We start from the raw sequence: 26,606 nt of genomic DNA on the forward strand, positions 1-26,606 counted from the left end.
GCGTGAGCCGCCCTCCGAGGGCAACCACTACAGATCTTCGCAGGCATTGCCGGGACCAGGGCATTCGCTCCTGACGTCTTCAGCCTCAAGAGCCGATAACGCAACAGGCCCCTTGTGGGAGAGGGTGGCTCGTCGCGAAGCGACGAGACGGGTGAGGGGCATGTCTCTGCAAACACCGATCTAAGTTTGAGGAGCCAGACCCCTCATCCGGCGCTTCGCGCCACCTTCTCCCACAAGGGGAGAAGGAAGAAAGCTACGCCACAGCCCTGCGCCCAATAATCGCAAACCGCAGCTTGCTCGATATGAAATCAATCGCGGCCACTGCGACCAGAATCATCAGGATCAGGAACGACACCTTCTGCCATTCCAGCACGCGGATCTGCTCGGCAAGCTGGAGGCCGATGCCGCCGGCGCCGACGATGCCGATGATGGTGGCCGAGCGCGTGTTCGACTCGATGAAATAGAGTACCTGGCCGGCGATCACCGGCAGGACCTGCGGCAAGAGGCCGAAGCGGATCTCGTGCAGCGGGCTGCCGCCGGAGGCGCGGATGCCTTCGACCTGCTTCTGGTCGGCGCCTTCGATCGCCTCCGAGAACAGCTTTCCGAACGCACCGAAATCCGACACGGCAATCGCCAGCACGCCGGCGAACGGGCCGAGGCCGACGACATTGATCCAGACCAGCGCCCAGATCAGGGTGTCCACGCCGCGGATCGAATCCAGGAAGCGGCGAACCGGAAAACGCAGGATCTGCGAGGGTATGACGTTGCGCGCGGCCAGCAGGCTGACCGGAAGCGCGAACACCGCCGCCAGCGTCGTGCCGAGCAGCGCGATCGACAGCGTCTCGCCAAGCGCCTTCAGATAGACCGGCAGCGAGGAACCAGGATCGGGCGGGATCATCATCACGCTGATCCAGCCGAGCTGGCTCAGGCCTGCGAAGAAGCGCGATGGCGAGAAGTCGAGATCGACGAGGCCGTAGACCAGGATCGCCAGCGCCGCGACGATCATCGCCGGCGTCGCAAGCCGTGCGGAGGCGGGCCGGTCGAACACATCAGGATAGCGCGCGCGGATCTGCGCGGTATCGACCTCGCGCTGCTTCGTCACGTCCGCGCCTCCTTGCCGAACAGGCGGCCGCGCAGCCAGCCGGTGCTGATGTCGATGATGAAGACCGTGACGATGATGGCGAGCAGGATGGCGCTGACGTCCGAATAGTAGAATTTGCGGATCGCGACGACGAGTTCCTGGCCGATGCCGCCGGCACCGACGAAGCCCATGACCGAGGCCTCGCGGACGTTGATCTCGAAGCGCAGCAGCGCGTAGCTGGCATAGCCCGCGGTCACCTGCGGCACCATGGCGAAGCGCATGCAGGACAGCCAGCTCGCACCGGTCGAGCGGATGCCCTCGACCGGCTTCATGTCGGCGTTCTCGACGATCTCGGAGAACAGCTTGCCGAGCGCGCCGGTGGAGTGGATCGCGATTGCCAGCACGCCCGCCATCGGGCCGAGCCCGAAGGCGATCACGAACACCAGCGCAAAGACGATGCCAGGAACGGTGCGGGCGAATTCAAGCAGGCGCCGCACCACGAAGCGCAGCCAGGGCGACGGCGAGGTATTCTCTGCCGCGAAGAAATTCAAGGCGAAGGCGAAGGTCGCGCCGATCAGCGTGCCGACATAGGAGATCAGCAGCGTCTCGCCCAGCATCTTCAGCCATTTGCGCCAGCCCCACAGCCACTCGCCGAAATCGGTCCAGACCCGCTGGCCATTGTCGAGCGTGAGGATGCGGTCGAAGTAGCTGATGAAGTTGCCGAAATAAGTGAAAAGCGTGCGCAAATTCACTTCGGCGCCGATCGCGGCGAGAACCAGCGCGGCGGTGAAGATCACAACTCCCAACAGGAGGCGGAGTCGCTTGCGCGCGACCGCCCGGTCATAGGCGGCGTTCAACGCAGCCAGCTGCTGCTCGGGGAGGATCGAAACCGCGACGGTCATCTGGCCAGGAAAGGTGGTCGATCAAAGAGAAAGAGCCGGGTCCATCGACCCGGCTCCAGTGCTATCGTCCTGAAACTCAGGACGCCTTCTTCTTACGCAGTGCATCGACGAACTTGATCAGCTCGATCGTGCCATCCCAATCCTTGGTGGTGGCGGGATGAAAACCCTTCTTCTGGCCGTCGGAGAGGCGGTCGAACGCGGCCTTGTCCTTGGACGGCGCGTCGAAGAACGCCTTGGCGATGGCGGCCTTCGCGTCTTCCGGCAGGTCGGCATTGTAGGCGTAGGGACCGTTGATGATCGGCGCCGACTTGTGGATGATGCGGAAGTCGTCCTTCTTCATCGCCGAGCCGTCGGCATTCTTCAGCATGTTCTTAGTCAGCATCTGCGCCAGCGTGGAATCGTCGTCGCTGGTCCACTGGTTGGCGGCGACGTCGACGGTGCCCTGGGCCAGAGCGAGGATCGCGTTCTCGTGGCTGCCGGTGAAGACCACCTTGCTGAAATAGGTGTCGGCATCCGGGATGCCCATCTTGTCGAGCTCGAAGCGCGGCACGTTGTTGCCGGAGGTCGAGTTCGGGTCGACCAGGCCGAGGTTCTTGCCCTTGAGGTCATCGACCTTCTTGTACGCGCTGCTCGCCTTGACGAAGAACACCGAATAGTAGCCGGTCGAGCCGTCGGCGTTGATGTCGTTGGCGAAGGCGTCGGTCTTGACGCCGGTCAGGCGGGCGCGCGCGAACGAGGCCGAGCCGTAGCTGGCGATGTGGATGTTGCCGGCGCGCTGGCCCTCGATGACCGCGGCGTAGTCGTTGGCGATACGCAGCGTGACCTTCACGCCCAGTTCCTTGGAGAGGTAGCTCACGAACGGCGCCCAGCGCTCGGTGACGCCGGAGGCGTTCTCGGCCGGAACGACCGCGAAGGTCAGCTCCGGATATTTGGCTTTCCAGTCTTCGGCGAAGGCGGAAGCCGTGAAGGCGAGCACGGCGGCGCCGGCAAGAACGAGTCTGCGAGTGATCATGATACCCTCTTCATCGGTTGGGGTCGGTTGACGCGAAACTTATCAGCAGGACGTGACAGCGTTGTGCCGCTCAGGCCGCCGCGGCCGTTCCGAGCGCCGGCACGCCCTCGGGCACCGGTGCAGATGCACCGCCCATGACGTCGGCGGCTTCGAGATCGTAGAGTTCACGCGCGACGTGGTCGGTGAGCTCGGACGGCACGCCGTCGAACACCACGCGGCCCTGCGCCATGCCGATCAGGCGATCGCAATAGCTGCGGGCGAGATCGAGCGAATGCAGATTGCACAGCACGGTGATGCCGAAGTGTTTGTTAATGCGCAGCAGCGCATCCATCACGATCTTGGTGTTGCGCGGGTCGAGCGAGGCAATCGGCTCGTCGGCGAGGATGATGTCGGGTTGCTGCACCAGTGCGCGCGCGATCGCAACACGCTGCTGCTGGCCGCCGGAGAGCTGGTCGGCGCGCTGGGCGGCGAGTGAGGCGATATCGAACTGTTCGAGCGCCGACATCGCCAGCGCCTTGTCGTGCTCGGGCCAGGTCTGCGTCAGCGAGCGCCAGGCCGGCATCGTCGCGAGGCGCCCCATCAGCACGTTGGTCAGCACATCGAGCCGGCCGACCAGGTTGAACTGCTGGAAAATCATCGCCGAGCGCGCCCGCCACTGCCGCAATTCCTTGCCGCGCAACGCCGTGACGTCGAGGCCGTCGAACAGGATGCGGCCCTGCGTCGGCGTCGCCAAGCGATTGATCATGCGCAGCATGGTCGACTTGCCGGCGCCGGAGCGCCCGATCACACCGACGAAGCCGCCGGGGGAGATTTGAAACGAAGCGTCGTCCACCGCGGCTTTTGCGCCGAAGCGGCACGTCAGACCTTCAACCACCAGCATAGAGGGCTCCAGAGTAGCTCGAAGCCACCGCTAACGCTGGCGCTTGACACTTGTGTGACACCGGCGTTGCGGTGCGGCGATCCTACACACCTCTTCCCCTGTCATCGCATCGTCATGACATTGTCATCAGGCCGCTCGAAGAGGTACGCCCGCCCTCGACCTATCGGATGCAGCATGGCCGGCAAAACGCTCTCGGTTCAACCGACCATCGACCCTTCGGCGAAGCTGCATGAGACCAGGCTCGGCACCTATACCGAAGTCGGCGCGCGCACGATTCTCACTGAAGTCACGATGGGCGATTACTCCTATGTCGTGAACGACGCCCAGATCACCTACACCACGATCGGAAAATTCTGCTCGATCGCGGCGATGACCCGCATCAATCCCGGCAATCATCCGATGCATCGCGCCACGCAGGCGCATTTCACCTATCGTTCCAGCGCCTACTTCGAGCGCGAGAGCGACGACACCGAGTTCTTCGACTGGCGGCGCCAGCATCACGTCCATATCGGCCATGACGTCTGGATCGGCCACGGCGCGATCGTGCTGCCCGGCCGCAACATCGGCACCGGCGCGGTGGTCGCGGCCGGCGCCATCGTCACCAAGGACGTGCCGGCCTACACCATCGTCGCCGGCAATCCGGCGCGCATCGTGCGGCGGCGGTTCTCGGAAGACGTCGCCGGACGGTTGGCGCGGCTTGCCTGGTGGGACTGGGATCACGACAAATTGCGTGAAGCACTGCCCGATTTCCGCAAGCTCGGGATTGAAGATTTCCTCTCGGCATATGAAGCACGGGCAAGCTCCCTCACCCGTTCCCCTGCCAGCAAACGAAGCGCGATCGCGTGACAGACATCTTCCTTGAGGGCGGCCGGGCCCTGATCGGATCCGAGCTCGTCGAAACTTCCATTCTCGTGTCCGGCGCGGACATTGCGCGGGTCGATGCCTCTCGCGGCCGTGCGCGGCTGGCGATCGATGCGCGCAACCTGCTGGTATTGCCCGGCATCGTCGATCTGCACGGCGATGCCTTCGAGCGGCAGATGATGCCGCGCGCCGGCGTCGACTTCCCGATCGACGTCGCGCTCGCCGACAGTGACCGCCAGGCGATCAGCAACGGCATCACCACGGTGTTTCACGCCACGACCTGCTCGTGGGAGCCGGGCCTGCGCAGCGCCGGCAATGCGCGCGCCCTGATGGAGGCGATCGAGCGGCAGCGCCCGCAATTCGCCGCCGACACCCGTTTCCACCTGCGGCACGAGACCTACAATCTCGATGCCGAGACCGAGATCGGCCAGTGGCTCGCCGAGGGCCGCGTCGACCTGTTCGCCTTCAACGACCACATGGACGGCACCGTTGCCGACATGGCCAAGCCGCGCAAGCGCAACCGCATGGTGGAGCGCACCGGCCTCTCGGGCGAGGAGTTCGACCGGCTGGTGGAGCGTGTGCTTTCGCGCGCCAGTGAAGTGCCGGCTTCCGTGGCGCGGCTCGCCGCAACTGCTCGCGCGGCCGAGGTGCGGATGCTCTCGCATGACGATGCAACGCCGGCGATGCGACAGCAGTTTCGCGAGCTGGGCGCTGACATCGCGGAGTTTCCGATCAACGAGGAGACCGCGCGCGCGGCCGCGTCCGCGGGCGATGCCATCGTCTACGGTGCGCCGAACGTCGTGCGCGGCGGCAGCCATACCGGCTGGACCCGGGCATCCGACATGATCGCGAAAGGGCTCTGCTCGGTGCTCGCGTCGGACTATTACTATCCCGCACAGCTGCTCGCCGCGTTCCGCCTCGTCGCCGACGGCGTGCTGCCGCTGACCGAGGCCTGGAACCTGGTGTCCGCGGGACCGGCCCGCGCGACCGGCCTTGCCGATCGCGGCGTGCTCGCGGAAGGATGCCGCGCCGACATGCTGCTGATCGACGACAGCGTGCCGCTGCGGCCGCGGCTGATCGCGGTGGTATCAGGCGGAAAGCTCGTGCATCTCACCGATGCGACGCGACTGCTCGCTGCGGCGGCGACGCCGCGCGAGGCTGTTGTTGCCGCCTGAACCGGTTATGCTCGGGCAATGACAGATTTTCCCCGCTACGCGATCTATTTTACCGCCGGCGCCGACAGCGCCCTCACCCGCTTCGGCGCCGAGCTGCTCGGCTACGATGTCTACACCGGCGACGAGGTGCCATTCCCTGCCGACGCATCGCGCGTTGCGCCGGACTGGCGCGACGTCACGGCCGATCCCCGCAAATACGGTTTCCACGGCACGCTGAAGGCGCCGATGGCGCTGGCGCCCGGCAGGACTGAAGCCGAGCTCGTCGCAGCCTGCGCGGCCTTTGCCGGCAAGGCGCGGCCGATCCCGTCGATCCGTCCGGTCGTCGATTCCATCAGCGGCTTCATTGCGGTGATTCCGACCAAGCCGGTGGGTGCGCTCCAACAACTTGCCGCCGATTGCGTCCGCGAATTCGACGACTTCCGTGCTCCCATGACGGCGGAAGACCGCGCGCGGCGCAAGCCCGACAAGCTCACCGAGCGGCAGCGCGACCATCTCGACCGCTGGGGTTACCCTTACGTGATGGAAGAATTCCGCTTCCACATGACGCTGACGGGACGGCTGGATGCGGAACGGCGCGGGCCGATCCTGGAGATGTTGCGCGCGAGGTTTGCGGCGCTCGGTCTCGAGACGCTGGCGATCGACCGGATCGCGCTGTTCAAGCAGGATGATGCCAGGGCGCGCTTCCGCTTTGTCGGCGAGTGGGCGTTGGCGAAGTAGGCCTCAGCGCCAGCTCGCGAGATTGAAGGCGAGCGCCACGGCGCCAACCAGAATGAGGCTGGTCGCCCAGATTGCATCCAGATTGAACCAGCTTCGCGCGACGAACCTCAATCCCAGATAACGGTAGACCAGCCACGCCAGACATCCGCCGGCACTGACCATGGCGACAACGTGCACCAGGGACACCAGCACCGCCATCCCGAGACTTGTCTTCAGAAGACTTGCCTTCATCAGCGCGCCCGCCGCCTCATGGCCGGCATCGAGCTCGAAAGCCTGGCAGAGCCCGAGATAGATCGGTACGAGCATCAAGGCCGCGCCGTGGGCAATGGCAACGGCGAATGACCAGAGCGCCAATTGCGTTGGCGGAATTCGTGCCAGCGTGCGCGGATGGCGCCGCTCGATCAGCCGATAGACGCCGAAGCCGATGACGAGAAGGCTCGCGCCGAGCTGGATCGAACGCTGCCACTCGGCCAGCACGAGCAGGAACGCGAACGGCAGCAGCACGAGAAGTGTTGCCAGGAGATGTCCGGCCGCCAGAGCCCACAACGCGCGGAACAGCGCGCGCGGGCTCTTGTCCATGAGCCCGGCCGACACGGCGAGCGGCCATCCCATTCCCGGATTGACGCCGTGATAAAGACCGCTCGCAACAAGAGCGAGCCACAGCCAGCCGAGCGGCCAACTCCCGTACTGCCAGCCTAGGCCGACGGGTAGCAAAAGGAGTCCGTCGAACAATCGCCGCCCTCCAGCCTGATCTGGTGCGCACGATATCCGTCGGGGAAGCTCACGAAATAGTCCTTGGCGAGCTCGAGGCCGCCGTCGCGACCGACATTGGCCATGACTTCCACGCCCGGAACCCCGTCGGGATAGAACTGGTCATCCCAGGTGGAATACAGCGAATTGGTCCAGTACACGCGCTTGCCGTCGCGACTGATCTCGACCATCTGCGGACCGGCCGCAAATGCCTTGCCGTTCGGATGGGGCGTGCGGCGCGCGATGCCGCCGATGTGAACCGAGCCCGCAAGCTTCGGCTTTCGCGGATCACTCACATCGTACTGGCGCATTTCACCCGTGCCCCAGCACGAGACATAGAGAAACCGATCATCCATCGACAGGTCGATGTCGGTCACCAGCGGCGGCACGGCGCCAAATCCCTGCAGCAGCGGCGGGAGCTTCTCCTTTGGCGCGGGCTCCGGCGGGATCGTCGCCGTCTTCTCCGCATGGAATTTTCCGCCTTCGCGCCACCATGTCCAGATCGATGCTTCGAGGTTGGTGGTGTCGACCACAACGCCAACGAAGCCGTATTCGCGAACCGGATCGTGCGCGGGCCGCACCTCCAGCGCCATCTGATGATTGGCGCCGAGGTCGATGGTCTGCACGTTACGACGGGCGCGGAGATCCCAGAAGTGGAGACGATGGCCATATTTGTTCGCCAGCAGATCTTCCGCGACGATCCCGTTCTCGAACTGCGGCGGCAACGCCCATTCGCTCGTCACCATGTAGTCGCGCGGCAGGTTCCACCAGAAATCATAGTGCAGCGTCTGCGGACCGCGGTCGATCTCCCATCGTCCGAGGACCTCGAACGTCTCGCAATCCATGATGAAGACGCCTGGAGGCCCGTTGGTGCCGTCCTTGCCGCCGCCGCCCAGCGTGCTCACATAGACGCCGTCTGGCCCGCAATGGATGGTATGCGGCCGCGAGTAGCCGGTCTTTTTGAAGATTTCCTCGGGCTCGATGATCTTGTGAATTTTGGCTTGGGTCGGATCGGGCTTGGTATCGATGATGTAGATTCGCGACGAGCGTATCCCGGGGATAATGAGATAGCGCCGCTCGATGAAGGCATGTCCGGCGAGCGGCGACAAGGCGGAGGAGCAGGCATTCCAGCCGAAGTGATGAAACTCATCGCCCTTGTTGGGCATCGTCACCGTGTGGACGATTTGGCTGTAGGTCGGCGATCCCGGCTTGACGTCGATGACCGCGAGAGCATCCGGCTTTGAGAAATCCGGACTGAGCAGCAGCGTGTAGGCAAAGTTCTCTGCAGGTGCTTCCATCGCCAGCTTGGGCGATGCGTGAAAGGTGGGATCCGGCCTCATCGTCATGGCACTGCCTCCCTGTTTCGTCGGCTCGCTCCAACCTGGCTCCGAATAGCGGCATAATGAAGAGCTGCTCACGACGTCTTGAGAAGCTCGGCGGACCTGGTTGGCGAGCGTGCAAGGAGCGTACAATATGTCATCGCCGGCGTGCGGAAAACCGCCCGAACCGCGCTAATTCGACGCCCTCAGTCAGACGGAGGCCAGCGGGATCAGGCCAGCGCGCACCTCACACTCGGCGTCGCCCCCGCGAAGGCGGGGGCTGCCGAGAGGCCTGGCGACAACCGAGTGGGTGCGGCGCTACTTGCCCCACCGCAACGCTAGCGCATCCCGCTCCTTCGCCAGCTCCAGCAGCCCAGCCCGCGTCGCCGGGTGCAGCGGCTGGAGCGGATGCCGCACGGCGTCCGATTTGATCACGCCGCCGGCCTGCATCATGGCCTTGCAGGCGATCAGGCCGCATTGACGGTTTTCGTAGTTGATCAGCGGCAGCCAGCGCTCATAGGCGGCCTTTGCCTCCTCGCGCTTGCCGGCGAAATAGGGATCGATGATCTGGCGGATGCCGTCGGGATAGCCGCCGCCCGTCATCGCGCCGGTGGCGCCGGCGTCGAGATCGGCGAGCAGCGTGATGGCTTCCTCGCCGTCCCACGGGCCTTCGATATCCTTGCCGCCCGCCTCGATCAGGCTGCGCAGCTTTGCCGCCGCGCCCGGCACCTCGATCTTGAAATAGCGGATGTTGGCGAAGTCACGCGCCAGCCGCGCGAGCAGCTCGACCGACAGCGGCGTTCCGGCGACAGGCGCGTCCTGGATCATGATCGGAATGTTGATCGCGCCCGAGAGCACCTTGAAGAATTCGACGATGCCCTTCTCGGGCACGCGGAAGGTCGCGCCGTGATAGGGCGGCATCACCATCACCATGGCGGCCCCCGCAGCCTCCGCCTGCTGGCTGCGCGCGGCGCAGACGGCCGAGCTGAAATGCGTGGTGGTGACGATCACGGGAACCCGGCCCGCGACATGCTCCAGCACCGCATGCATCACGGTTTCGCGCTCGGCATCGGTGAGCACGAACTGCTCGGAGAAATTGGCGAGGATGCAGAGACCATTCGAGCCCGCATCGATCATGAAATCGATGCAGCGGCGCTGGCCCTCGAGGTCGAGCTCGCCGCGCTCGTCGAAGATGGTGGGCGCGACCGGGAATACGCCGCGATAGGGGCGCTGGGCGTTGTGTGGGGTGGCCGGCATCGAACTCTCCATCCTTGATACGTCTGTTGCTGCACTCCCGCAGCGGCACAGATGTACCCGCCACGTGAAGCGGCGGCAATGCCGTTCGCGCGACGCCTAGACGGATGACGATCGAAGTTATGCCGTCTTCACGGCCCCCAAAAAGCCTTCGACCGCGACGCGAAGACGATCGGCATCGCCCGACATCTTCTTCACGGATTCGGACAGCACCGTGCCGGCATTGCCGGTTTCCTGGTTGAGCCTGGCGACGCTGCCGATGGTGTCGGTGACCTCGCGGGTGCCCTGGGCTGCCTGCTGGAAGTTACGTGAGATCTCGGTGGTGGCCGCGCGCTGCTCCTCGACGGCGGCTGCGATCGCCGTCATCTTCTCGTCGATGCCGCTGATGGCGCCCCCGATCGAGCGGATGGCGGTCACGGCCTGGCCCGTCGCGCCCTGGATCTCCTCGACCTGGCGCGAGATCTCTTCGGTTGCGGTTGCGGTCTGCGCGGCGAGGCTCTTGACCTCGCCGGCGACCACGGCAAAGCCGCGGCCGGCTTCGCCCGCACGCGCCGCCTCGATGGTCGCGTTCAGCGCCAGGAGATTGGTCTGGCCGGCGATGGCGTTGATCATCTTCACGACCTCGCCGATCCGGCTCGCGGTCTGATCGAGGATCTCGACCGTCGCGTTGGTCCGCTCGGCCTGCGACACGGCCTCGCGCGCCTCGCGGGCGCTCAACTGCACCTGTGCGGAGATTTCGCCGACGGATGCGGAGAGTTCCTCGGTCGCTGCCGCGATGGTCTCGAGATTGTTGGTGGCCTGCTCGGCCGCGAAGGAGACTGCCGCGGTCTGACTGGTCGAATCCGAAACCAGTGTGCGCACATCGGTCGCGGTGGCATCGAGCTCCCTCGCCGACGCAGCGACGCTGTGGATCACCGCCTGCACGGTGTCGTCGAAGGTGCGGCACGCGTCGTCCACGGTACCGGAGCGGGCGAGTTGCATTGCCTGCTGCGATTCGCGTTCCTGGCCCAGCCGCTCGGCCGTCGCCGCGCTCTCGCGCAGGCTCTCGAGCGCGGCAGCCATGGTGCCGAACTCGTCGGGATATTTCGACTGCGGCACCGGTGTCGTGTAATCGCGGGCGCTGATTCGCGCGATGGCGTCAAGGATGGCGCGGACCGGGCGCATCAGGCGATTGCGCACCACGTAGACGCCGGCGAGGGTCACGGCGAGCGCGAGCAGAAACGCGAGCGACTGCACGATGAGGTTGGTGAGCGCCTTGGTCTGCACGGCCTCGGCACGCGCGATCGACTGATCCAGCGCCTTGGTCGCGACCCCGACGATGAGCGGGAACGGCGACTGGCACAGCGCATTCCACTCCGAAGCGGGCATCGCAGGCTTACCGCTGCCGTCGAAATTCTTGGTGAGATCGCCGATCTGCTTCAGGACGCCATCGGTCTTGGCCTTCGCGTCCGACGCTGCCGTCACCAGCCCCGCGGTCACGTCGGGTGCAGCCAGCAACTCGGCCATGCCCGCCCAGCCGGAGGCGATCGTGCCGTCCCATTGCGCCACGGACCGCTTCTGGGCGTCGTCGAGCGGCTTGCTGCTGTTGACGTTCGAGCGAAGCGACGAGCAATGGATCCCATAGCGGTCGCGCACCTGCCAGGCGAAGCGGCGGACCTGGATCATGCGCGCGATGTAGGGATCGTTCATCCAGGCGCGGTTCGACACCGCGGTGGAGGCGAGGTTCGCCGTGTCGATGACCTTGGTGACAGCATCGTACCAGGAATTGGTCCGCTCCATCTTGCGCTCGGCGCGCGGAAGCCTGGCCTCGTCGTAGAACAGCTGGAATTGCGGCGCGGCTTCGTTCCAGCGCTGCTTCAGCGTGCCGGCGAGTTCGTCGCGGCGTGCGAAATCGACGGTCGAGAGTGCAGCGCTGATCCCTTCATAGCCGCCCTGCTCGGCCTTCTCGGCTTCAGCGAGCTTTGCCTTGGGATCGTCCTCGCCAAGGATGGCGCTCTGGGCATCGCCACGATTGTTGCGCAACGCGAGCACGCCATGGAAGATCGCCTTGTCGGCAGCAGCAAGCCGCGCCGTCTCGAGACTGTCGCTGTAGCGACCGAACGCTCCGAACATCTGGATCGCCGTAGAGGCCAGCGCACCGGCGGCCAGCAGGGCCATCAAGGTCAGGAGAAGCGAGCTTACCGATTTCTTAAACATTGCCATGAGTCAGGGGGCCTGCATTGTACTGCCGGCCACCCTGCATCGCGACATGCCAAGGATCGGTTAAGGTTTTAGTCAAATTACCGGGAGTGCCCGGTCTGCAAGCGCTTTAAGACTAGCGAAATCAGGCAACCTTGGTGAAATCAGGCGGCCGGCGCTCGGCGAAAGCGGTGAAGGCCTCACGCGCTTCCGCCGTGCGCAAACGCTGCGCGAATTGCTCGCCTTCGGCCTGCATCTGCGCGACCAGCGCCTCGCCGTTGCGCATCAGCTTCTTGGTGGCCGTGAGCGCGCCGGCCGGCTGGCGAACGAGCCGCTGCGCCAGCGCGAGCGCCTCGGCATCGAGCTTGTCGAGCGGCACCACGCGGTTGGCAAGGCCCCATTCCAGCGCCGACCTGGCCGGCACGGTCTCGCCCAGCGCGAACATCTCGTAGGCGCGGGCGTAGCCGATGCGTGCCGGCATCAGCAGGCTGGAGGCGGCCTCCGGCACCAGCGCGAGGCTGACGAAGGGCGTCGACAATTGCGCGTTGTCGGCGAGCACGACGAGGTCGCAATGCAGCAGCATCGTGGTGCCGACACCGACGGCGCGGCCCTGCACGGCCGCAACCAGCGGCCGGGTGCAGCGCGCCAGCGACTGGATGAAGCGCACGACGTTGCGGCTGCCTTCGGACTTGCCGGCTGCGACGGCGGCGAATTCGCCGACATCGTTGCCGGCGGTGAACATGTCACCCTCGCCGCGAATCAGGATCACGCGGGCGGAGGAATCGAACTCGGCGGATTCGATGGTGTCGGCGAGCTTGCCATACATCGCATCCGTCAGCGCGTTCTTCTTGTCGGGGCGCGCCAGCGTGAGGGTGAGAATTCCGTTGTTGTTCTCGATCCGGACGTGCTCGGTCATGAGTCTCTCCTTTAGTCGTCTGAAGGTCTTGGAAACTTGTCCTGAATGCTGATCAGCCAGCGCGCGACGATGTCGATCTCCGCGCTGGTAAAGCCGTCCGTCAGCGCGGCGTTGATCTGCGCCGCATCGGTCTTCGCCTGCGCCAGCACGGTGCGCCCCTTCGGCGTCAGCCATACGCGCCAGGCCCGACCATCCTCGCGATCGGCCCGTCGCTCGACCAGCCTCGCCGCGGCACTGCGATCGACGAGGCCTGAGATGCCGGCCGGCCCCATGTCGAGTGCCGCGCCCGCCTCGCCCATCAGCACGCCGTCCTGCCTGCCGAGGATGAACAACAGTCCCGCCTGCGCCGGCGTGACCTCGTTCTGCGGCTGCGCCGCCATCCAGCGCTGCAAGCGGCGTTGCGCGACGTTCAGGAGGTAAATAAGCCGATGATGCCTCGCTGCGGCTTCTTTATTTCGCATGCGAAATAGATAGCCGAGCCGAACCGGATTGTCAAAGGGAGACCGCTACGCGGCGCGGCAGCCATCGAGGAACAGGGACGCGCAGGTCTGCACGCGGCGTTCGATCTGCTTGCGTGACGGCAGCGGCATGCCGCCATAGATCGCCGCGCGCTGCGGCGCCGATGCCACCATGCCGATCAGCATGCCGGCAACTTCCTCCGCATCGTCGATGGCGATGCGCTTGCGCTGGACCTGGACGCACAGCCAGCCCGCGAGCGTCCTGACGGTGCGGGAAATGCCGTTGCTGTAGAAGTTGGCGGCGAGCTCGGGGAACGCGGCGGATTCCTGCAGCACCATGCGCTGCAACGCTACGACCTCTGGATCGAGTGCGAGATCGGCGCAGGCCAGCAGCGCGGCACGCAGGCCCGTCTCGATATCGACCTCGTCGCTTCCTTGCAGATCGACGGCGGAGAGCAGCTGCTCGAGCCTGTCCGCGCACATCGCCTCGAACAGCGCGGCCTTGCCCGGAAACAGGCGATAGAGCGTCTTGGTCGAGATGCCGGCGCGGCGTGCCAGCTCTTCGGTGCTGGTCGCGGCATAGCCGTCGACGGCGAAGGCGTGGCGCGCGGCGTCGAAGACGATCCGCCTCGTCTCCTCGTCGCTGCGCAGTTGCGGCCGCCCGCGGGGGCGGCATTCACCTGATGGTTTTGCCTGAGCCATGCTTTTAAATGACGCCTGTCATTCCATTGACAATTCCAAAGCTAGTCTCATTTTGGAAATCGTCAAGTTTCCTAATTCAGGGGAGCCGGCCATGTCCGTCCACACCACCCCATCTGCTGCGACCCAAACCGTTATTCCAGCAACCGTGCCGGAGGGCGTGCTGCCCACCGCCCCGACCGGCGTCCGCCGGCAAAAACTCAATCTCCGCAAGCTGTTGCTGATGGGTGCGGCGATCGTCGCGCTGGCCGGCGCAGGCTGGTATGGCTACGACTACTGGACCGTCGGGCAGTACCTCGTCTCCACCGATGACGCCTATGTGAAGGCCGACAACACCACCATCGCGCCGAAGGTCAGCGGCTACCTCGACCGCGTCCTGGTCGGCGATAACGAGCATGTGAAGGCCGGCCAGGTGCTCGCCAGGATCGACGATCGCGACTTCCGCGTCGCGCTCGACCAGGCCAAGGCCGATGTCGCCGCCGCGAATGCGACGGTGACGAGCAAGCAAGCGCAGCTCGACGTCCAGCAAGCCGTGATCGCGGCCGCCAAAGCGACCATCGACGTCGACACTGCTGCAAAGACTTTCGCGGAGCAGGAGAACAAGCGTTACACCGACCTCGCCAAGACCGGCTATGGCAGCGTGCAGAATGCACAGCAGGCCCAGGCGCGCGATGCCGGCGCCGATGCCGCGATCCAGCGCGACACCGCCAATCTCGCCTCGGCTCTGAAACAGGTCGAGCTGCTGAAGGCCGAGATCGTACAAGCCAGTGCCGCGGCTGCCCGCGCGACCGCGCTTCAACATCAGGCCGAGCTCAATCTCAGCTACACCACGATCGTCTCTCCGATCGACGGTGTCGTCGGCAACCGCACCTTGCGCATCGGCCAATATGTGCAAGCGGGAACGCAGCTGATGTCGATCGTGCCGGCCGAGGGCGCCTATGTCGTCGCCAATTTCAAGGAGACCCAGCTCACCCATGTCCGCGCGGGACAGCAAGTCGAGATCGAGGTCGACACCTTCCCGGGCCAGGTCGTGCACGGCCATGTCGATTCCATCGCACCCGCCAGCGGCCAGGAGTTCGCCTTGCTGCCGCCCGACAACGCCACCGGCAATTTCACCAAGGTCGTGCAGCGCATCCCCGTGAAGATCGCGCTGGATGCCGAGACGCACTCTGCGATCGAGCTGCGGCCTGGCATGTCCGTGATCCCGACGATCGCAACCCGATCAGCGCCGACCGCGCAAGCGGCAACGACGCCCCAAACGAAGTCCAAAGCGAAGCTTGTTTCCGGAGGGTCGTGCCATGTCAAACAGCCTCACAATCTCGACGCCAGCACAAGCAACACCGGCCGCGACGCCTGATCGCGCCGCCAGCGATCCCAACCGCGCGAGCGCCACGGTCTGGATCGCCGTCTTCGCGGCGATGATCGGCGCCTTCATGGCGATCCTGAACATCCAGATCACCAACGCCTCGCTGCTCAACATCGAGGGCGGCATCGGCACCGGCGCCGACAACGGCTCCTGGATCTCGACGTCCTACCTGATCGGCGAGATCATCGTGATCCCGCTGACCGACTATCTGTCGCGGGTGTTCTCGTTCCGTAACATCATGCTGAGCTTCGCGACGCTGTTCGCCGCGTTCTCGGTCGCCTGTGCCTTCACCCACGATTTGCCCTCGATGATCGCGATGCGCGGACTTCAGGGCTTCTTCGGTGGCGTGCTGATTCCGATGGCCTTCACGCTGGTCTTCACCAAGCTGCCGAAGGGCCAGCAGCCGATCGGCCTTGCCATGTTCTCACTCGCCGTGACGTTTGCGCCGGCGATCGGGCCGACCATTGGCGGCTATCTCACCGAGAATTACGGCTGGCAGACCATCTTCTTCGTCAACGTGCTGCCGACCGCCGTCATGGTGACGATCCTGTTCTTCACCCTGGAGCGCCAGCCGATGAATCTCGGGCTGTTGCGCGAGGGCGACTGGTTCGGCATCGCGACCATGGCGCTTGGCCTGGCCTCACTTCAGGCCGTGCTCGAGGAGGGCAACAAGGACGACTGGTTCGGCTCGCCCTTCATCGTGCGCCTTGCGATCATCGCCGCCGTCAGCCTGTCGCTGTTCATCTATAACGAGCTCGTGGTGGAGAAGCCGTTGCTCCGCCTGCGCCTCTTGACGCAGTGGAATTTCGGCGTCGGCACGATCGCTGCCGTGTTCCTTGGATTTGCGCTGTTCGGCTCCGTCTATCTGCTGCCGGCCTATCTCGGCCAGGTGCAGGGCTATAATGCCGAGCAGATCGGCAACGTGCTGGCCTGGACCGGCCTGCCGCAGCTCCTCCTGATTCCGCTGGTGCCGAAGCTGATGCAGCGCTTCGACGCGCGCTACATCGCGGCCGTGGGCCTGCTGCTGTTCGCCGCGAGCTCGTTCCTGAATATCGAGATGTCGCTCGACTATTCGGGCGACCAGTTCTTCATCCCCAACGTCGTGCGCGCTGTGGGCCAGGCCTTGACGCTGGCGCCGCTGTCGGCGCTCAGCCTCGGCAGTGTCGCACCGCAGGACGCGCCGGCTGCCTCGGGCATCTCCAACATGATGCGCAATCTCGGCGGCGCCATCGGCACCGCGGTGCTTGCGACCATCGTTACCAAGCGCGAGCAGTTCCACTCCAACATCATCGGCCATTCCGTCACGCTCGGCCGCGAGGAGGTCCGTGCCCGCATCGCGCAGATGACCAATTACTTCATCGCGCACGGCGTGCCCGACCCCAACGCCGCGCGCGAGCAAGCCATCATCGCACTCGGCAAGACGGTGAAGCGCCAGGCGCTGGTGATGGGCTATTCCGACACCTTCGCGGTGATCGGCGTGGTGCTCGTGCTCGCCGCGATCGCGGTGCTGCTGACGCGGCGGGTGAAGGCGGCGGCCGGCGGGGGCGGTGCGCATTAGCAAGAAGTCGTCATGCCCGGGCTTGTCCCGGGCATCCACGTTCTCAGTGCTCCGTCGAAGGCGTGGATGGCCGGGACAAGCCCGGCCATGACGCTGTGGAGACGTCGGTGCCTCACGGCGCGCAAGCAAAACTCGCCGCCTCCGTGACCGGGCCGCTCTTGTAACGCGGCCAGGACGGCCAGCGGCACAGCGGCATCGCGCGGAGCGTTGCGAATGTGGGCGCCTCGACCTTTTGCTCAGAGACCTCCAGATCGCCGGGCGCCTTGCCCTTCTCGACCCAGTCGACCAATGCTCTCAGCATGTCGACATTGGCCGGCGCGCCGGAGCCGACATGGTCGACGCCGGGGGCGGTGTAGAGCCGCGCGAACTCCGCCGTCTCGGCCTTGCCGAGCTTGCGCTCGACGCTCTCGAAATAGCGGATGCCGGCATAGGGGCTCTGCGCATAGTCCGCCATGTGCTCGAGCATGATCAGCCGGCCGCCGCGTCCGCGAAAACGGCTGAGATCCGGATCGGTCGAATCCATCAGCTTCGAGACTTCGAGCAACCGCGCCTTGTGGTCCTCCACCTTGTAGGTGGTGACGTCGAGCTTGGGATCACGCGCGAACACATATTGAATGCCGCCGGCGCCGTAGATCCAGGCGATGCCGTTGTTGGGTGCGGGCGGCTGCGCCGGCGGCGCGCTGCCGAGCCACCACGCGGACCAGCCGCCGGTTGGCCCAAACGCCGGCGTATCCTCGCCAGAGACGCCCCAGCCCGGATAGTCATCGAGGTCATTGGCGAGCACGAACGGGAATTTGTAGGTCCCATGCAGCGTGCTGACTGCCTTGATCTGCGCCTCGGTCAGGCACTGATCGCCGGCCTTGCCGGCCTCGCAGCGCAGCGTCTCGACCTTGAACACGGCCTTGCAGGCCACGGGATCGTGCACCAGCGTCTTATCGGAGCCGTCGGCCTTGTCGCAGGCAGTGCGCACCGCATCGGCAAAGAGCTTGACCTGCGCCGGATTGATCCAGCCCTCGCCCATGGTCACAAGGCCGGAGCGCGTGCCGGCATGCTGCAGGCCGACCCAGTTGATCACGGGCACGCGGGCGAAGATGCCGTCGAAATCGTCGGGGTAGCGCTGGGCCATGGTGAGGCCTTCGCGGCCGCCCTCGGAGGAGCCCATGAAGTATATTTTTTCCGGCTTCTTGCCGTAGGCGCGCTCCATCAGCGCGACAGAAGCATCGCGCACCTTCTTGTAGGCGCGGTGAGCGAAATTCTCGAAGGCTTCGTCGTTGAGCGCGAAGACCTGCGGCGGCTCGCCGGGCTTGGACTCATGGCCGGAGTCGGTGCCGTAGGTGACAAAACCGCGCGCCAGCGGCGACGGCTTGTCGAAGGGATAGGCCGGCGGCAGCCCAAGGCCGGTGATCAGCACGCCGTTAAAGCCGCCGCCGCCATATTGGACGGAGCGACCGTTCCACTCGACCGGGAGGTTGACCTGAAACTTGATCGGCGGCGCCTTGGGATCAATGGGGTCGATGTGGCCGAGCACCTTGCAGAAGGCAGGATTGGCGGGCGTGACGCGCCCCAACGGGGTCGGCCCGCGTTCGGCAACAGCCAGTTGTGTCGGCGCCAGCAATGTCGCGGAATCGATCTTCACGGCATCGGCGCCGCCGATGAGCCCTTTGCAGACCGTGTCGGCATCCTCCGCCAGCGTCACGGCGAACGCGCTGCTCGCGCTCATCGCGGCCATCGCACCCACGAGCCATGCACAGAGCTTCGCTCTCTTTCGCGTCATCGTTTCCACCCGGCGTTCGCTGTTTATTGGATTTGGTCAGTTGGCCGCATTGAATGCAACCTTCGCCGTTCCGTCAATCGCTCACGTTCGCATTCTGGTCAGAACGATCCCAGCGCACTACCCAATGCGATTACGGCCACCAGCGCCAGCAGCGACGTCGCGATGCCGACCATCACGATGTCGAAATAGCTGTCGCGATGCGTCAGGCCGCAGATCGCGAGCAGGCTGACCACCGCACCATTGTGCGGCAGGATGTCGAGCGTCCCCGCGCCGATCACCGCCACGCGGTGCATCAGCGCAGGGGCGATGCCGGTGCGCGCGGCGAGCTCGACATAGGTCTGGCCGAGCGCGTCCAGCGCAATGGTCAGGCCGCCTGACGCCGACCCGGTCAGCGCGGCCAGGATGTTGGTCGCAACCGCTAGCGAGACCAGGGGTCCCCCTTCAATCGCCAGCACCCAGTCGCGCACGATCGTGAATGCCGGCAGCGAGGCGACGACAGCGCCGAATCCGACGAGGCTGGCGACGCTGAACGCGGGCAGGACGGATGCATTGGCCCCCGCGTCCATGGTGCGGCGAAGCGCCGGCAGGCGAGCCCGGTTCAGCACGATGGTCGTGACGATGGCCGCAGTCAGCGCGACCGCGACCGACCACACGCCCGCGACGGCCGCGAGTGACGTCTCCCCAAAGCGCTGTTCGGCGAGATAGCTGACATCGAGCCGCGGCAGCACCACGAGCGACATCACCAGATTCACGATGACGACCACGATCAGCGGCGCGATCGCACTCCACACGGGCGAAGGCCGCTCGCTACGTTGACCGTGCTGGAGTTCCGCCGGATCGAACTCGCGCGCGGTCGTGGCGCGCTCGCGCACGAGCTCGTCGGCGGCGGCGCGCTCGGTCGCGCCCTCGATATCGTCGCCATAGCCTTCTCCGGCACGGCGCGCCGCGGCTTCGGCGCGGTGCAGCCACCACAACCCTGTCACGAGCATGATGAGGGAGGCGATGATGCCGAGACCTGGCGCTGCGAACGGCGTCGTGCCGAAGAACGGCATCGGGATCGAATTCTGGATCGACGGCGTGCCCGGCAAGGCCGACATGGTGAAGGTCGACGTCCCCAGCACGATCGCAGCCGGGATCAGGCGACGCGGGATCGAAGCCGCGCGGAACAGCGAGCGGGCCATGGGAACGATGACGAAAAACGCAACGAACAGGCTGACGCCGCCATAGGTCACCGCGGCACCGGCGAGCACCACCGCCAGGATCACGCGACGCTCGCCGAGGCGCTCCGCCATGAAGGCGGCGACCGACGTGACCGCCCCGCTATCGTCCATCAGCTTGCCGAAGACCGCGCCAAGCAGGAAGATCGGGAAGAACTGCGCCAGAAATCCCGCCGCATGCACCATGAACACCTGGGTCAGGTTCGCAAGCAGCGGTTCGCCGCCGAACAGGGCGGCAACGAGCGCTGCGAACGGCGCCAGCAGAAGCACGCTCCAGCCGCGAAAGGCGAACAGGACGAGCAGGGCGAGCCCGACGAGGAGGCCGAGAAGACCCATGCCTCAGCACTCCGACAGGAGGACGTCGAGATCGGCGGTCGATTGCCGGCCGATGTCGGCACCGTGCGCGGCGAGAAACGCGTCCGCGGCCAGGCGCCCCTCGGCGCGCAGCATCGAGACGAACTCCCATTCGGCGTTGAGCTTGGATGACGCGCCGAACTTCGCCAGCATGTCGCTCTTGACGCGGTGGGTCCGCATCTTTGCCCAGCGCGCGCCCTCGCCGCTGCCGGGGTCGGCCGCCTGGCGCAGCAGCGCAATCATGCGCAATTCCTTCATCAGGGGCGAATTGAACGAAATCTCGTTCAATCGATTGAGAATCTCCGCAGCCGTCCGCGGCTCTTCGAGCGTTTCGGTCGGATTGATCTGCACCAGGATCGTGTCGTGCGCATCGCTTTCGCGAATGAGCGGTGTGATCGTGGGGTTGCCGGCGAAGCCGCCGTCCCAATAGGGTTCGCCGTCGATGTCGATCGCGCGGAACATGGTCGGCAGGCAAGCCGATGCCAGCAGCACGTCCGCCGTGATCTCGGCGTTGCGGAAGATGCGGCCGCGGCCGGTGCGCACCCGCGTCGCGGTGATGAACAGCTGGATCGGCGAGCGCGCGAGGCGTTCGAAATCGATGCTCTCGGTCAGCACGGCGCGCAGCGGATTATAGCCGGTCGGATTGAGATCATAGGGCGAGAGCACCCGCGACATCAAATCGGTGAGGATGTAGGCCGGCGACGTATCGAGCGTCCAGCGCCCCATCAAGCGATCGAGCGGCGAGCGCTGCAGCGGACTGAAGGCGGCAGCCTTCGAGACACGGCGCCAGTATTTTTCGAGCGCGTCGCGCGCGCCCTCGGCGCCACCCGCGATCCACCCGTCCGCGAGCACAGCCGCATTCATCGCACCCGCGGAGGTACCGGAGATCGCGGCGATGGTGAGCCACTTCTCTTCCAGAAGACGGTCGAGCACGCCCCAGGTGAAGGCGCCGTGCGAACCGCCGCCTTGAAGCGCGAGATCGATCAGTACGGCGTCCCGTTCCATGGCGGCACCCACGCAACTGAAGCTCAAATTCGACGCGATTGTAGCACGCCGAGGATGACAGCAGTGTGGGAGCAGTGGCCGCAAGATGCAACCGGAACGTCGGGCGATTCAGTGCTCGAATACCAGCCGTGCGCCAACCGTGCCCTCGAGCGCCCGGATCTGCGCAAGCAGCGCGGCCGAATCCTCACCCCCCAGATCGGCGTCGAGCACAACGTAGCCGAGGTCGCCGGCGGTCTCCAGATATTGCGCGACAATGTTGATGTCGCGCTGGAGGAAAACCTCGTTCAGCCGCCGCAGCATGCCCGGCACGTTGCGGTGGACATGGCTGAAGCGCGCACCGGCGGGACGCAGATGCAGTTGCACCTCCGGGAAATTCACCGCGCCCATGGTCGATCCCGTGATGAAATAGTCGACCAGTTTTCGCGCGACTTCCCCACCGATGCGCTCTTGCGCCTCCTCGGTCGAGCCGCCGACATGCGGGGTGAGGATCACGTTGTTGAGGCCCTGCACCGGGCTCTTGAATCGTTCCGCGTTCGAGGACGGCTCAACCGGGAAGACGTCGATCGCAGCGCCCGCGATGTGACCGTCGCGCAAGGCGCCTGCGAGCGCATCGAGATCGACCACGGTACCGCGGCTGTTGTTGATGAAGAATGAGCCCGGCTTCATCGCCCGCAGCTCCTTCTCGCCGATCATGCCTGATGTCTCCGGCGTCTCCGGCACGTGCAGGCTGACGACGTCGCTCTGCGCCAGCAGCTCTTCGAGCTTCTCGACCGGCTCGGTATTACCGTGTCGGAGCTTGTCGGTGCGGTCGTAATAGATCACGCGCATGCCCATGGCTTCAGCAAGGGTCGAAAGCTGCGAGCCGATATTGCCATAGCCGACGATGCCGAGGGTGCGGCCACGCACCTCGCGGCTGCCGGCAGCGGACTTGTCCCAGCCGCCTTCATGGGCGGACACCGAGCGCGGAAAGATCTGACGCAGCAGCATCACGATCTCGCCGATCACGAGCTCGGCAACGCTGCGCGTGTTGGAGAACGGCGCGTTGAACACGGGAATGCCACGCTTCCGCGCTGCCAGGAGATCGACCTGGTTGGTGCCGACGCTGAAGCAGCCGACCGCGAGAAGCCCATCGGCGGCCGCGAGCACCTCATCGGTGATCTGGGTGCGCGAGCGGATGCCGAGCAGCGATACGCCCTTCAGCGCGCGCCGCAGATCTTCGCCGTCCAGCGCCTTGGTCAGCCGCTCGACATTGGCGAAGCCCGCGCTTCGGAACAGGTCGACAGCGCTGTCATTGACGCCTTCGAGCAACAGCGCCTTCGCGTTCCGCTCGGGGCTTTGGCCTGGGGCTGGCATGGAATCTCCGTAGGTCACAGCTTTGCCGCAGCTCATAGACCGCGGGGGAGATGCAGCACAATAGGGTTTGGATATGGGGAGAAGATGGCGGGGTGGGGGAGGCGTGCTTGGCATCCCACCACTAGCTCCGTCATCCTGAGGTGCGAGCTACGCGGCGAAACGCGTCGCGTGGGGAGCCTCGAAGGATGAACGGCCCCCATACAGCCGGGCCGTCGCCCTTCGAGGGCCGCTACGCGGCCACCTCAGGGTGACGGATTTAGATCACATAAAACCCGTGCGTGCCGTCGAGCCGGAGTTGCTCGACGAGACCGTATTCCCAGTCGAGATAGGCCTGCATCGCGCGCTCGGCGACGTCCGTGCCTTCGTAGGGCCGGCGGTAGCGATGTGCCGGATCGGGCTTGGGCAGCACGCGCGGCGGGCCGACCTCGAGCTCACCCTCGTAACCGCCTTCGAGGACGTAGACCTCCCAACCCATCTGCGCGAGCCAGGATGCCGTCATGTCGGCACGCACGCCCTGGTCGTCGGTCAGGAGGATGCGCGCGCCACGTACGGGCGCGGCCATGTCGGTTTCCTGGACGAGCTGGCCACCGGGATAATGCCGGAAGCCGGGGAGATGGCCAGCCGCATACTCTTCTGCGTCGCGCACGTCGAAACGATAGAGCGTGCGATCGGTCCGCGCTGCGAGCGCCTTCGCCTCGTTCGCGCCGATATGGCGAACACCGGCACGATAGGCGACGTCGCGCGCATTGGCCGGGCCACCCTCGAACGGCCCGATCGCGCCACGCCTGTCGGCACCGTGATCGAGCGTGTGCCGCGCCAGCGTCCAGCCGATGGTGCCGTTGCGCAGCGCCCGCACCTTGTTGGGCACGCCGGCATTGATCAGCGACTGGGTGCCGATGATCGAGCGCGTGCGCCCGGCGCAATTGACGATGATGGTGGTCTCAGGGTCGGGCGCGGCCTGTCCTGCGCGCAGCACCAGCTCAGCGCCGGGCACGCTGACCGAGCCCGGAATGTTCATGGTCGCATATTCGTCGAAGCGGCGAACATCGAGGATGGCGATGTTGGCCTTGTCCGCAATCAGCTTTGCCACTTCGTCGGCGCTGAACGAGGGCGTGTGCCGCCGCGCTTCGACCAGCTCGCCGAATGCCTTGGAATAGGAATTGACGTCCTCGAACACCTGATAGCCCGCATCGCGCCAGGCCTTCAGTCCGCCGTCGAGGGCGCTGACATTGGTGTAGCCGAGCGCGGCAAGCCGTTCGGCGCCGGTTGCAACAAGTCCCTCGCCATCATCATAGAGCACGATCGCGACGTCCTTGCGCGGCAGCCTCACCTCGGCCTCGATCGCGATCCGGTCCGCGGCCATGTTGGCGGCAAACAGCGGATGGCCGGTGGCGAAGCTGGCCTCGTACCTGAGATCGAGCAGCGCGATCTCCTCGCGGAGCAGCAGCGCGCGGCCGATATCGGCGGGGGTGACGGTGGGGAGCTTCATGGCGTGAACCCTGGCAAGTACGGCCAAGGGCTTTTGAACGATTGTCGCGCGCTTGGCTAGCCTTCGCGGCCGTTCACTCGCCCGGAACCAGCCGCCCGAGCGGTGGCTGCGCGGGACGCCGCAGCCTGCGGCGCGACAGATAGAGCAAAATGCCAGTGACCGAGAACAGCGGCATCAACGCTGCTGCAATCATGAAGGCGAGCTTGCCCGGCCAACCCAGGAACGCGCCGCGATGGATGTCGAGCACGTTCGCGATGATCTTCTCGCCGAGCGTCTTGTCGGCATAGCGCTCCGCCGAGATCAACTGCCCCGTGACCGCATCCACGCGGAATTCGTCGCGCGTGGTATCGAGCGTCGAATCCTTCGGCCACGACCGGATCCGGATGACCGTGCCGGGTCCGGCGGGCAGCGTCAGCAACGCTCTGGAGAAAAGTTTCCCCTCCTCATGCTGGAGCGTCGTCCATGCACGATCGAATCCGACCGGCTGAGCCGGCTCGGCCCGGCTGGCTGCGCGCGGCTCCTTTGCGGACATCTTGGGCTGCATCTTCGCAGCAGTGACCTCTGGGCGCGACAGCAGCCAGACCACGCTGTCCTTATACCAGTCGAACGAGTACCAGAGCCCGGTCAGCGTCATCACCAGATAGACAGGCAGCACCCAGGTGCCGATGACGGCATGCAGCGAACGGTGCAGTCCGCGCCCGCTGAGTCCGAGATTGGGTTTCAGCCACATCTTCACGCTGCCGGCGTGGCGCGGCCAGCGCAGCACGAGGCCCGAGATGAGCATGACGATCAGGCCGAGCGCGGCGATGCCGGTGATCTGGCGCCCCCAGCCCTTGGCATCGCCGGGGATCAACAGCCAGCGATGCAGCCTGCGCACGGTCGCGAAGAACTCCTCGCCACGCGGCGCACCCAGCACGTGCGCGTCGTAGGGATCGACATAGAGCGATGTCGGCCGCGCGCCCTGCTCGTCGCGCGCGAAGCGGATACGCACCGCCGCAGCCGGATCGCTCGACAGCGTGACGGCCGAGACCTTGCCGAGGTCCTGCCCCGCCCTCAGCCGGGCCACCAGTTCGTCCGGCATCAGCGCCGGCGCCTGGCGCGGCGCCACCTGCATGATACCGCTATTCAGATAGTCGCCGATCTCGTCCTCAAAGCTCATGATCGCGCCGGTCAGCGCGATCAGGGCCAGCAGCAGCGCGAGCACGAGGCCCGCGATCGAGTGAATCTGGTGCAGAGCGGCCTTGATGTGATGCCCCACCCTACTCATCGAAGCCAACCTTCTTGATAAGCGAGATCGCGGCCTGCTGATGTGCGGCGATCTGGTCGATCGAAATTGCATCGGCGATGAACGTACCCATTTCGGCAACGATGGGTGCACGCTCCGCTGTAGCAAGCACGGGGTATTCCAACTCGGCAGCGGCAAAGATCCGCTGCGCTGCCGGCGTGACAAGGAATTCGAGGAATTGTCGCGCCAACGCCGGATGCGGCGCCTGTTGCGCGATCGCCGCGCCGGTAAGGTTCACATGCGTGCCGCCGCCCTTGAATGTCGATGGCACCGCCTTGACCTCCATCGCCCAGGCACGCCAGTCGGCCCCTTCCCGTCCGTCGCCCAATTGCGCCAATGCCACGGTGTTGCCGATGCCGATCTTGCACGTGCCTTGCGCGATCTCGCGGATCACGTCGTTGTCCTTGCCATCAGGCTTGTGCGCGAGATTGGCCTTCAGCCCGGCGAGCCAGGCCTCCGTCGCGGCCTCGCCGTGATGGACGAGATAGGCCGCAACCAGCGCGACATTGTTCTGATGCAGCGGCGAGCGCATGCAGAGCTTGCCGCGCCAATTGGGAGCGGCGAGATCTTCATAGTCGATCGAGGCAAGCGCGCTGTCCTTGCGCACAAAGGCAACACGCGGTCGGACGGAAAGCGCAAGCCATTGCGCGCCGTTACCACGGAGATTTGGAGGGACCACCTGGTCGAGGCGCGACGGCGTGAAGGCTTGCGTCAGACCGCGGCTGGAGAGCTGGGTCGTCTTGTCCAACCCGATCGTCATCAATACGTCGGCAGGCGACGCGTCACCTTCCGACGCAAGTCGCTTGACGAGGCTATCCTCGACGAAGACGATTTTCACCTTGACGCCGCTGGCTTCCGTGAAGGCCGCAACGACCGGCTCGACCAAGGCAGCCTCCCTGGTCGAATAGAGCGTGATCTCCTCGGCGCGGCTCGCACCTGTGGCAGTAAGGCAGGCAGCCGCCGCCGCGATCAGGACCGCGATGGCTTTGTGCCGCACCGCCAT

The 26,606-nt window shown here is 65.5% G+C and carries 23 protein-coding genes; 5 read left to right on the forward strand and 18 right to left on the reverse strand.

Annotated elements, in window-relative coordinates:
• Positions 1-253 precede the first annotated feature (253 nt).
• The 4 genes from phnE (QJT78_RS11945) to phnC form a co-directional block, all read right to left on the reverse strand.
• Positions 254-1,102: a phosphonate ABC transporter, permease protein PhnE gene (gene phnE / locus QJT78_RS11945; RefSeq protein ID WP_028148931.1), complete on the reverse strand. Its 849-nt coding sequence runs from the start codon at positions 1,100-1,102 to the stop codon at positions 254-256.
• The gene (phnE, locus tag QJT78_RS11950; RefSeq protein WP_038942941.1) at positions 1,099-1,983 is read right to left on the reverse strand and encodes a phosphonate ABC transporter, permease protein PhnE; all 885 of its coding nucleotides are present in this window, start codon (positions 1,981-1,983) and stop codon (positions 1,099-1,101) included. Before phnE (QJT78_RS11950) ends, phnE (QJT78_RS11945) begins: the two co-directional genes overlap by 4 nt.
• A gap of 76 nt (positions 1,984-2,059) precedes the next feature.
• Positions 2,060-2,995 (reverse strand): phosphonate ABC transporter substrate-binding protein, encoded by a 936-nt coding sequence (gene phnD / locus QJT78_RS11955; protein ID WP_281460236.1) that lies wholly within the window; start codon positions 2,993-2,995, stop codon positions 2,060-2,062.
• A gap of 70 nt (positions 2,996-3,065) precedes the next feature.
• The gene (gene phnC / locus QJT78_RS11960) at positions 3,066-3,875 is read right to left on the reverse strand and encodes a phosphonate ABC transporter ATP-binding protein (protein ID WP_028148934.1); all 810 of its coding nucleotides are present in this window, start codon (positions 3,873-3,875) and stop codon (positions 3,066-3,068) included.
• 174 nt (positions 3,876-4,049) lie between these two features.
• Between phnC and QJT78_RS11965 the strand changes: the two genes are divergently transcribed.
• Genes QJT78_RS11965 through QJT78_RS11975 form a run of 3 tightly spaced genes read left to right on the forward strand, consistent with a single transcriptional unit; the run spans position 4,050 to position 6,628 of the window.
• Positions 4,050-4,721, forward strand: coding sequence for a chloramphenicol acetyltransferase (locus QJT78_RS11965; protein ID WP_028148935.1), 672 nt, complete (start codon positions 4,050-4,052; stop codon positions 4,719-4,721).
• Positions 4,718-5,911 carry an alpha-D-ribose 1-methylphosphonate 5-triphosphate diphosphatase gene (locus QJT78_RS11970; RefSeq protein WP_028148936.1) on the forward strand — a complete coding sequence of 398 codons (1,194 nt, stop codon included), beginning with the start codon at positions 4,718-4,720 and terminating at the stop codon, positions 5,909-5,911. The genes QJT78_RS11965 and QJT78_RS11970 overlap by 4 nt, the downstream gene beginning before the upstream one ends.
• An 18-nt stretch (positions 5,912-5,929) precedes the next feature.
• Positions 5,930-6,628, forward strand: a complete 699-nt coding sequence (locus tag QJT78_RS11975; RefSeq protein WP_028148937.1) for a DUF1045 domain-containing protein — start codon at positions 5,930-5,932, stop codon at positions 6,626-6,628.
• Positions 6,629-6,631: 3 nt separating this feature from the next.
• On the opposite strand, the gene QJT78_RS11980 is transcribed toward QJT78_RS11975, so the two are convergent.
• The 7 genes from QJT78_RS11980 to QJT78_RS12010 all read right to left on the reverse strand — a co-directional run bounded on the left by QJT78_RS11980 (position 6,632) and on the right by QJT78_RS12010 (position 14,205).
• Entirely contained in the window at positions 6,632-7,240 is a 609-nt protein-coding gene (locus QJT78_RS11980) for a hypothetical protein (protein ID WP_085965313.1), read from the reverse strand.
• Between the two features lie 83 nt (positions 7,241-7,323).
• Positions 7,324-8,724: a selenium-binding protein SBP56-related protein gene (locus QJT78_RS11985; protein WP_038942944.1), complete on the reverse strand. Its 1,401-nt coding sequence runs from the start codon at positions 8,722-8,724 to the stop codon at positions 7,324-7,326.
• Between the two features lie 291 nt (positions 8,725-9,015).
• Complete coding sequence (locus QJT78_RS11990) at positions 9,016-9,954, reverse strand: dihydrodipicolinate synthase family protein (RefSeq protein WP_028148940.1); 939 nt, start codon at positions 9,952-9,954, stop codon at positions 9,016-9,018.
• Between the two features lie 117 nt (positions 9,955-10,071).
• Positions 10,072-12,153, reverse strand: coding sequence for a methyl-accepting chemotaxis protein (locus tag QJT78_RS11995; RefSeq protein WP_028148941.1), 2,082 nt, complete (start codon positions 12,151-12,153; stop codon positions 10,072-10,074).
• A gap of 121 nt (positions 12,154-12,274) precedes the next feature.
• Positions 12,275-13,045 (reverse strand): enoyl-CoA hydratase, encoded by a 771-nt coding sequence (locus QJT78_RS12000; protein WP_028148942.1) that lies wholly within the window; start codon positions 13,043-13,045, stop codon positions 12,275-12,277.
• Positions 13,046-13,056: 11 nt separating this feature from the next.
• A complete protein-coding gene (locus tag QJT78_RS12005; protein ID WP_028148943.1) occupies positions 13,057-13,506 on the reverse strand; it encodes a MarR family winged helix-turn-helix transcriptional regulator in 450 nt (149 codons plus the stop codon).
• A 45-nt stretch (positions 13,507-13,551) separates the two neighbouring features.
• Positions 13,552-14,205, reverse strand: coding sequence for a TetR/AcrR family transcriptional regulator (locus QJT78_RS12010; protein ID WP_028148944.1), 654 nt, complete (start codon positions 14,203-14,205; stop codon positions 13,552-13,554).
• A 91-nt stretch (positions 14,206-14,296) separates the two neighbouring features.
• On the opposite strand from QJT78_RS12010, the gene QJT78_RS12015 reads away from it, so the two are divergent.
• A complete protein-coding gene (locus tag QJT78_RS12015) occupies positions 14,297-15,559 on the forward strand; it encodes an HlyD family secretion protein (protein WP_049807565.1) in 1,263 nt (420 codons plus the stop codon).
• Positions 15,501-17,126: an MDR family MFS transporter gene (locus QJT78_RS12020; protein ID WP_038942947.1), complete on the forward strand. Its 1,626-nt coding sequence runs from the start codon at positions 15,501-15,503 to the stop codon at positions 17,124-17,126. Before QJT78_RS12015 ends, QJT78_RS12020 begins: the two co-directional genes overlap by 59 nt.
• 112 nt (positions 17,127-17,238) lie before the next feature.
• Here QJT78_RS12020 and QJT78_RS12025 read toward each other — a convergent pair whose 3' ends face one another.
• The 7 genes from QJT78_RS12025 to QJT78_RS12055 form a co-directional block, all read right to left on the reverse strand.
• Positions 17,239-18,900 carry a tannase/feruloyl esterase family alpha/beta hydrolase gene (locus tag QJT78_RS12025; protein ID WP_038942948.1) on the reverse strand — a complete coding sequence of 554 codons (1,662 nt, stop codon included), beginning with the start codon at positions 18,898-18,900 and terminating at the stop codon, positions 17,239-17,241.
• 98 nt (positions 18,901-18,998) lie between these two features.
• Complete coding sequence (locus QJT78_RS12030) at positions 18,999-20,453, reverse strand: GntP family permease (RefSeq protein WP_028148948.1); 1,455 nt, start codon at positions 20,451-20,453, stop codon at positions 18,999-19,001.
• 3 nt (positions 20,454-20,456) lie between these two features.
• Positions 20,457-21,476: a patatin-like phospholipase family protein gene (locus QJT78_RS12035; protein WP_028148949.1), complete on the reverse strand. Its 1,020-nt coding sequence runs from the start codon at positions 21,474-21,476 to the stop codon at positions 20,457-20,459.
• A 108-nt stretch (positions 21,477-21,584) separates the two neighbouring features.
• The gene (serA, locus tag QJT78_RS12040) at positions 21,585-22,829 is read right to left on the reverse strand and encodes a phosphoglycerate dehydrogenase (protein ID WP_014491432.1); all 1,245 of its coding nucleotides are present in this window, start codon (positions 22,827-22,829) and stop codon (positions 21,585-21,587) included.
• Positions 22,830-23,085: 256 nt separating this feature from the next.
• Complete coding sequence (locus QJT78_RS12045) at positions 23,086-24,318, reverse strand: rhodanese-like domain-containing protein (protein ID WP_281460237.1); 1,233 nt, start codon at positions 24,316-24,318, stop codon at positions 23,086-23,088.
• A gap of 73 nt (positions 24,319-24,391) precedes the next feature.
• A complete protein-coding gene (locus QJT78_RS12050) occupies positions 24,392-25,585 on the reverse strand; it encodes a PepSY-associated TM helix domain-containing protein (protein ID WP_028148951.1) in 1,194 nt (397 codons plus the stop codon).
• Positions 25,578-26,606, reverse strand: coding sequence for an extracellular solute-binding protein (locus tag QJT78_RS12055; RefSeq protein ID WP_038943002.1), 1,029 nt, complete (start codon positions 26,604-26,606; stop codon positions 25,578-25,580). Before QJT78_RS12055 ends, QJT78_RS12050 begins: the two co-directional genes overlap by 8 nt.

The sequence above is a fragment of the Bradyrhizobium sp. Mp27 genome (assembly GCF_029953005.1).
GTDB classification, from domain to species: Bacteria; Pseudomonadota; Alphaproteobacteria; order Rhizobiales; family Xanthobacteraceae; genus Bradyrhizobium; species Bradyrhizobium barranii.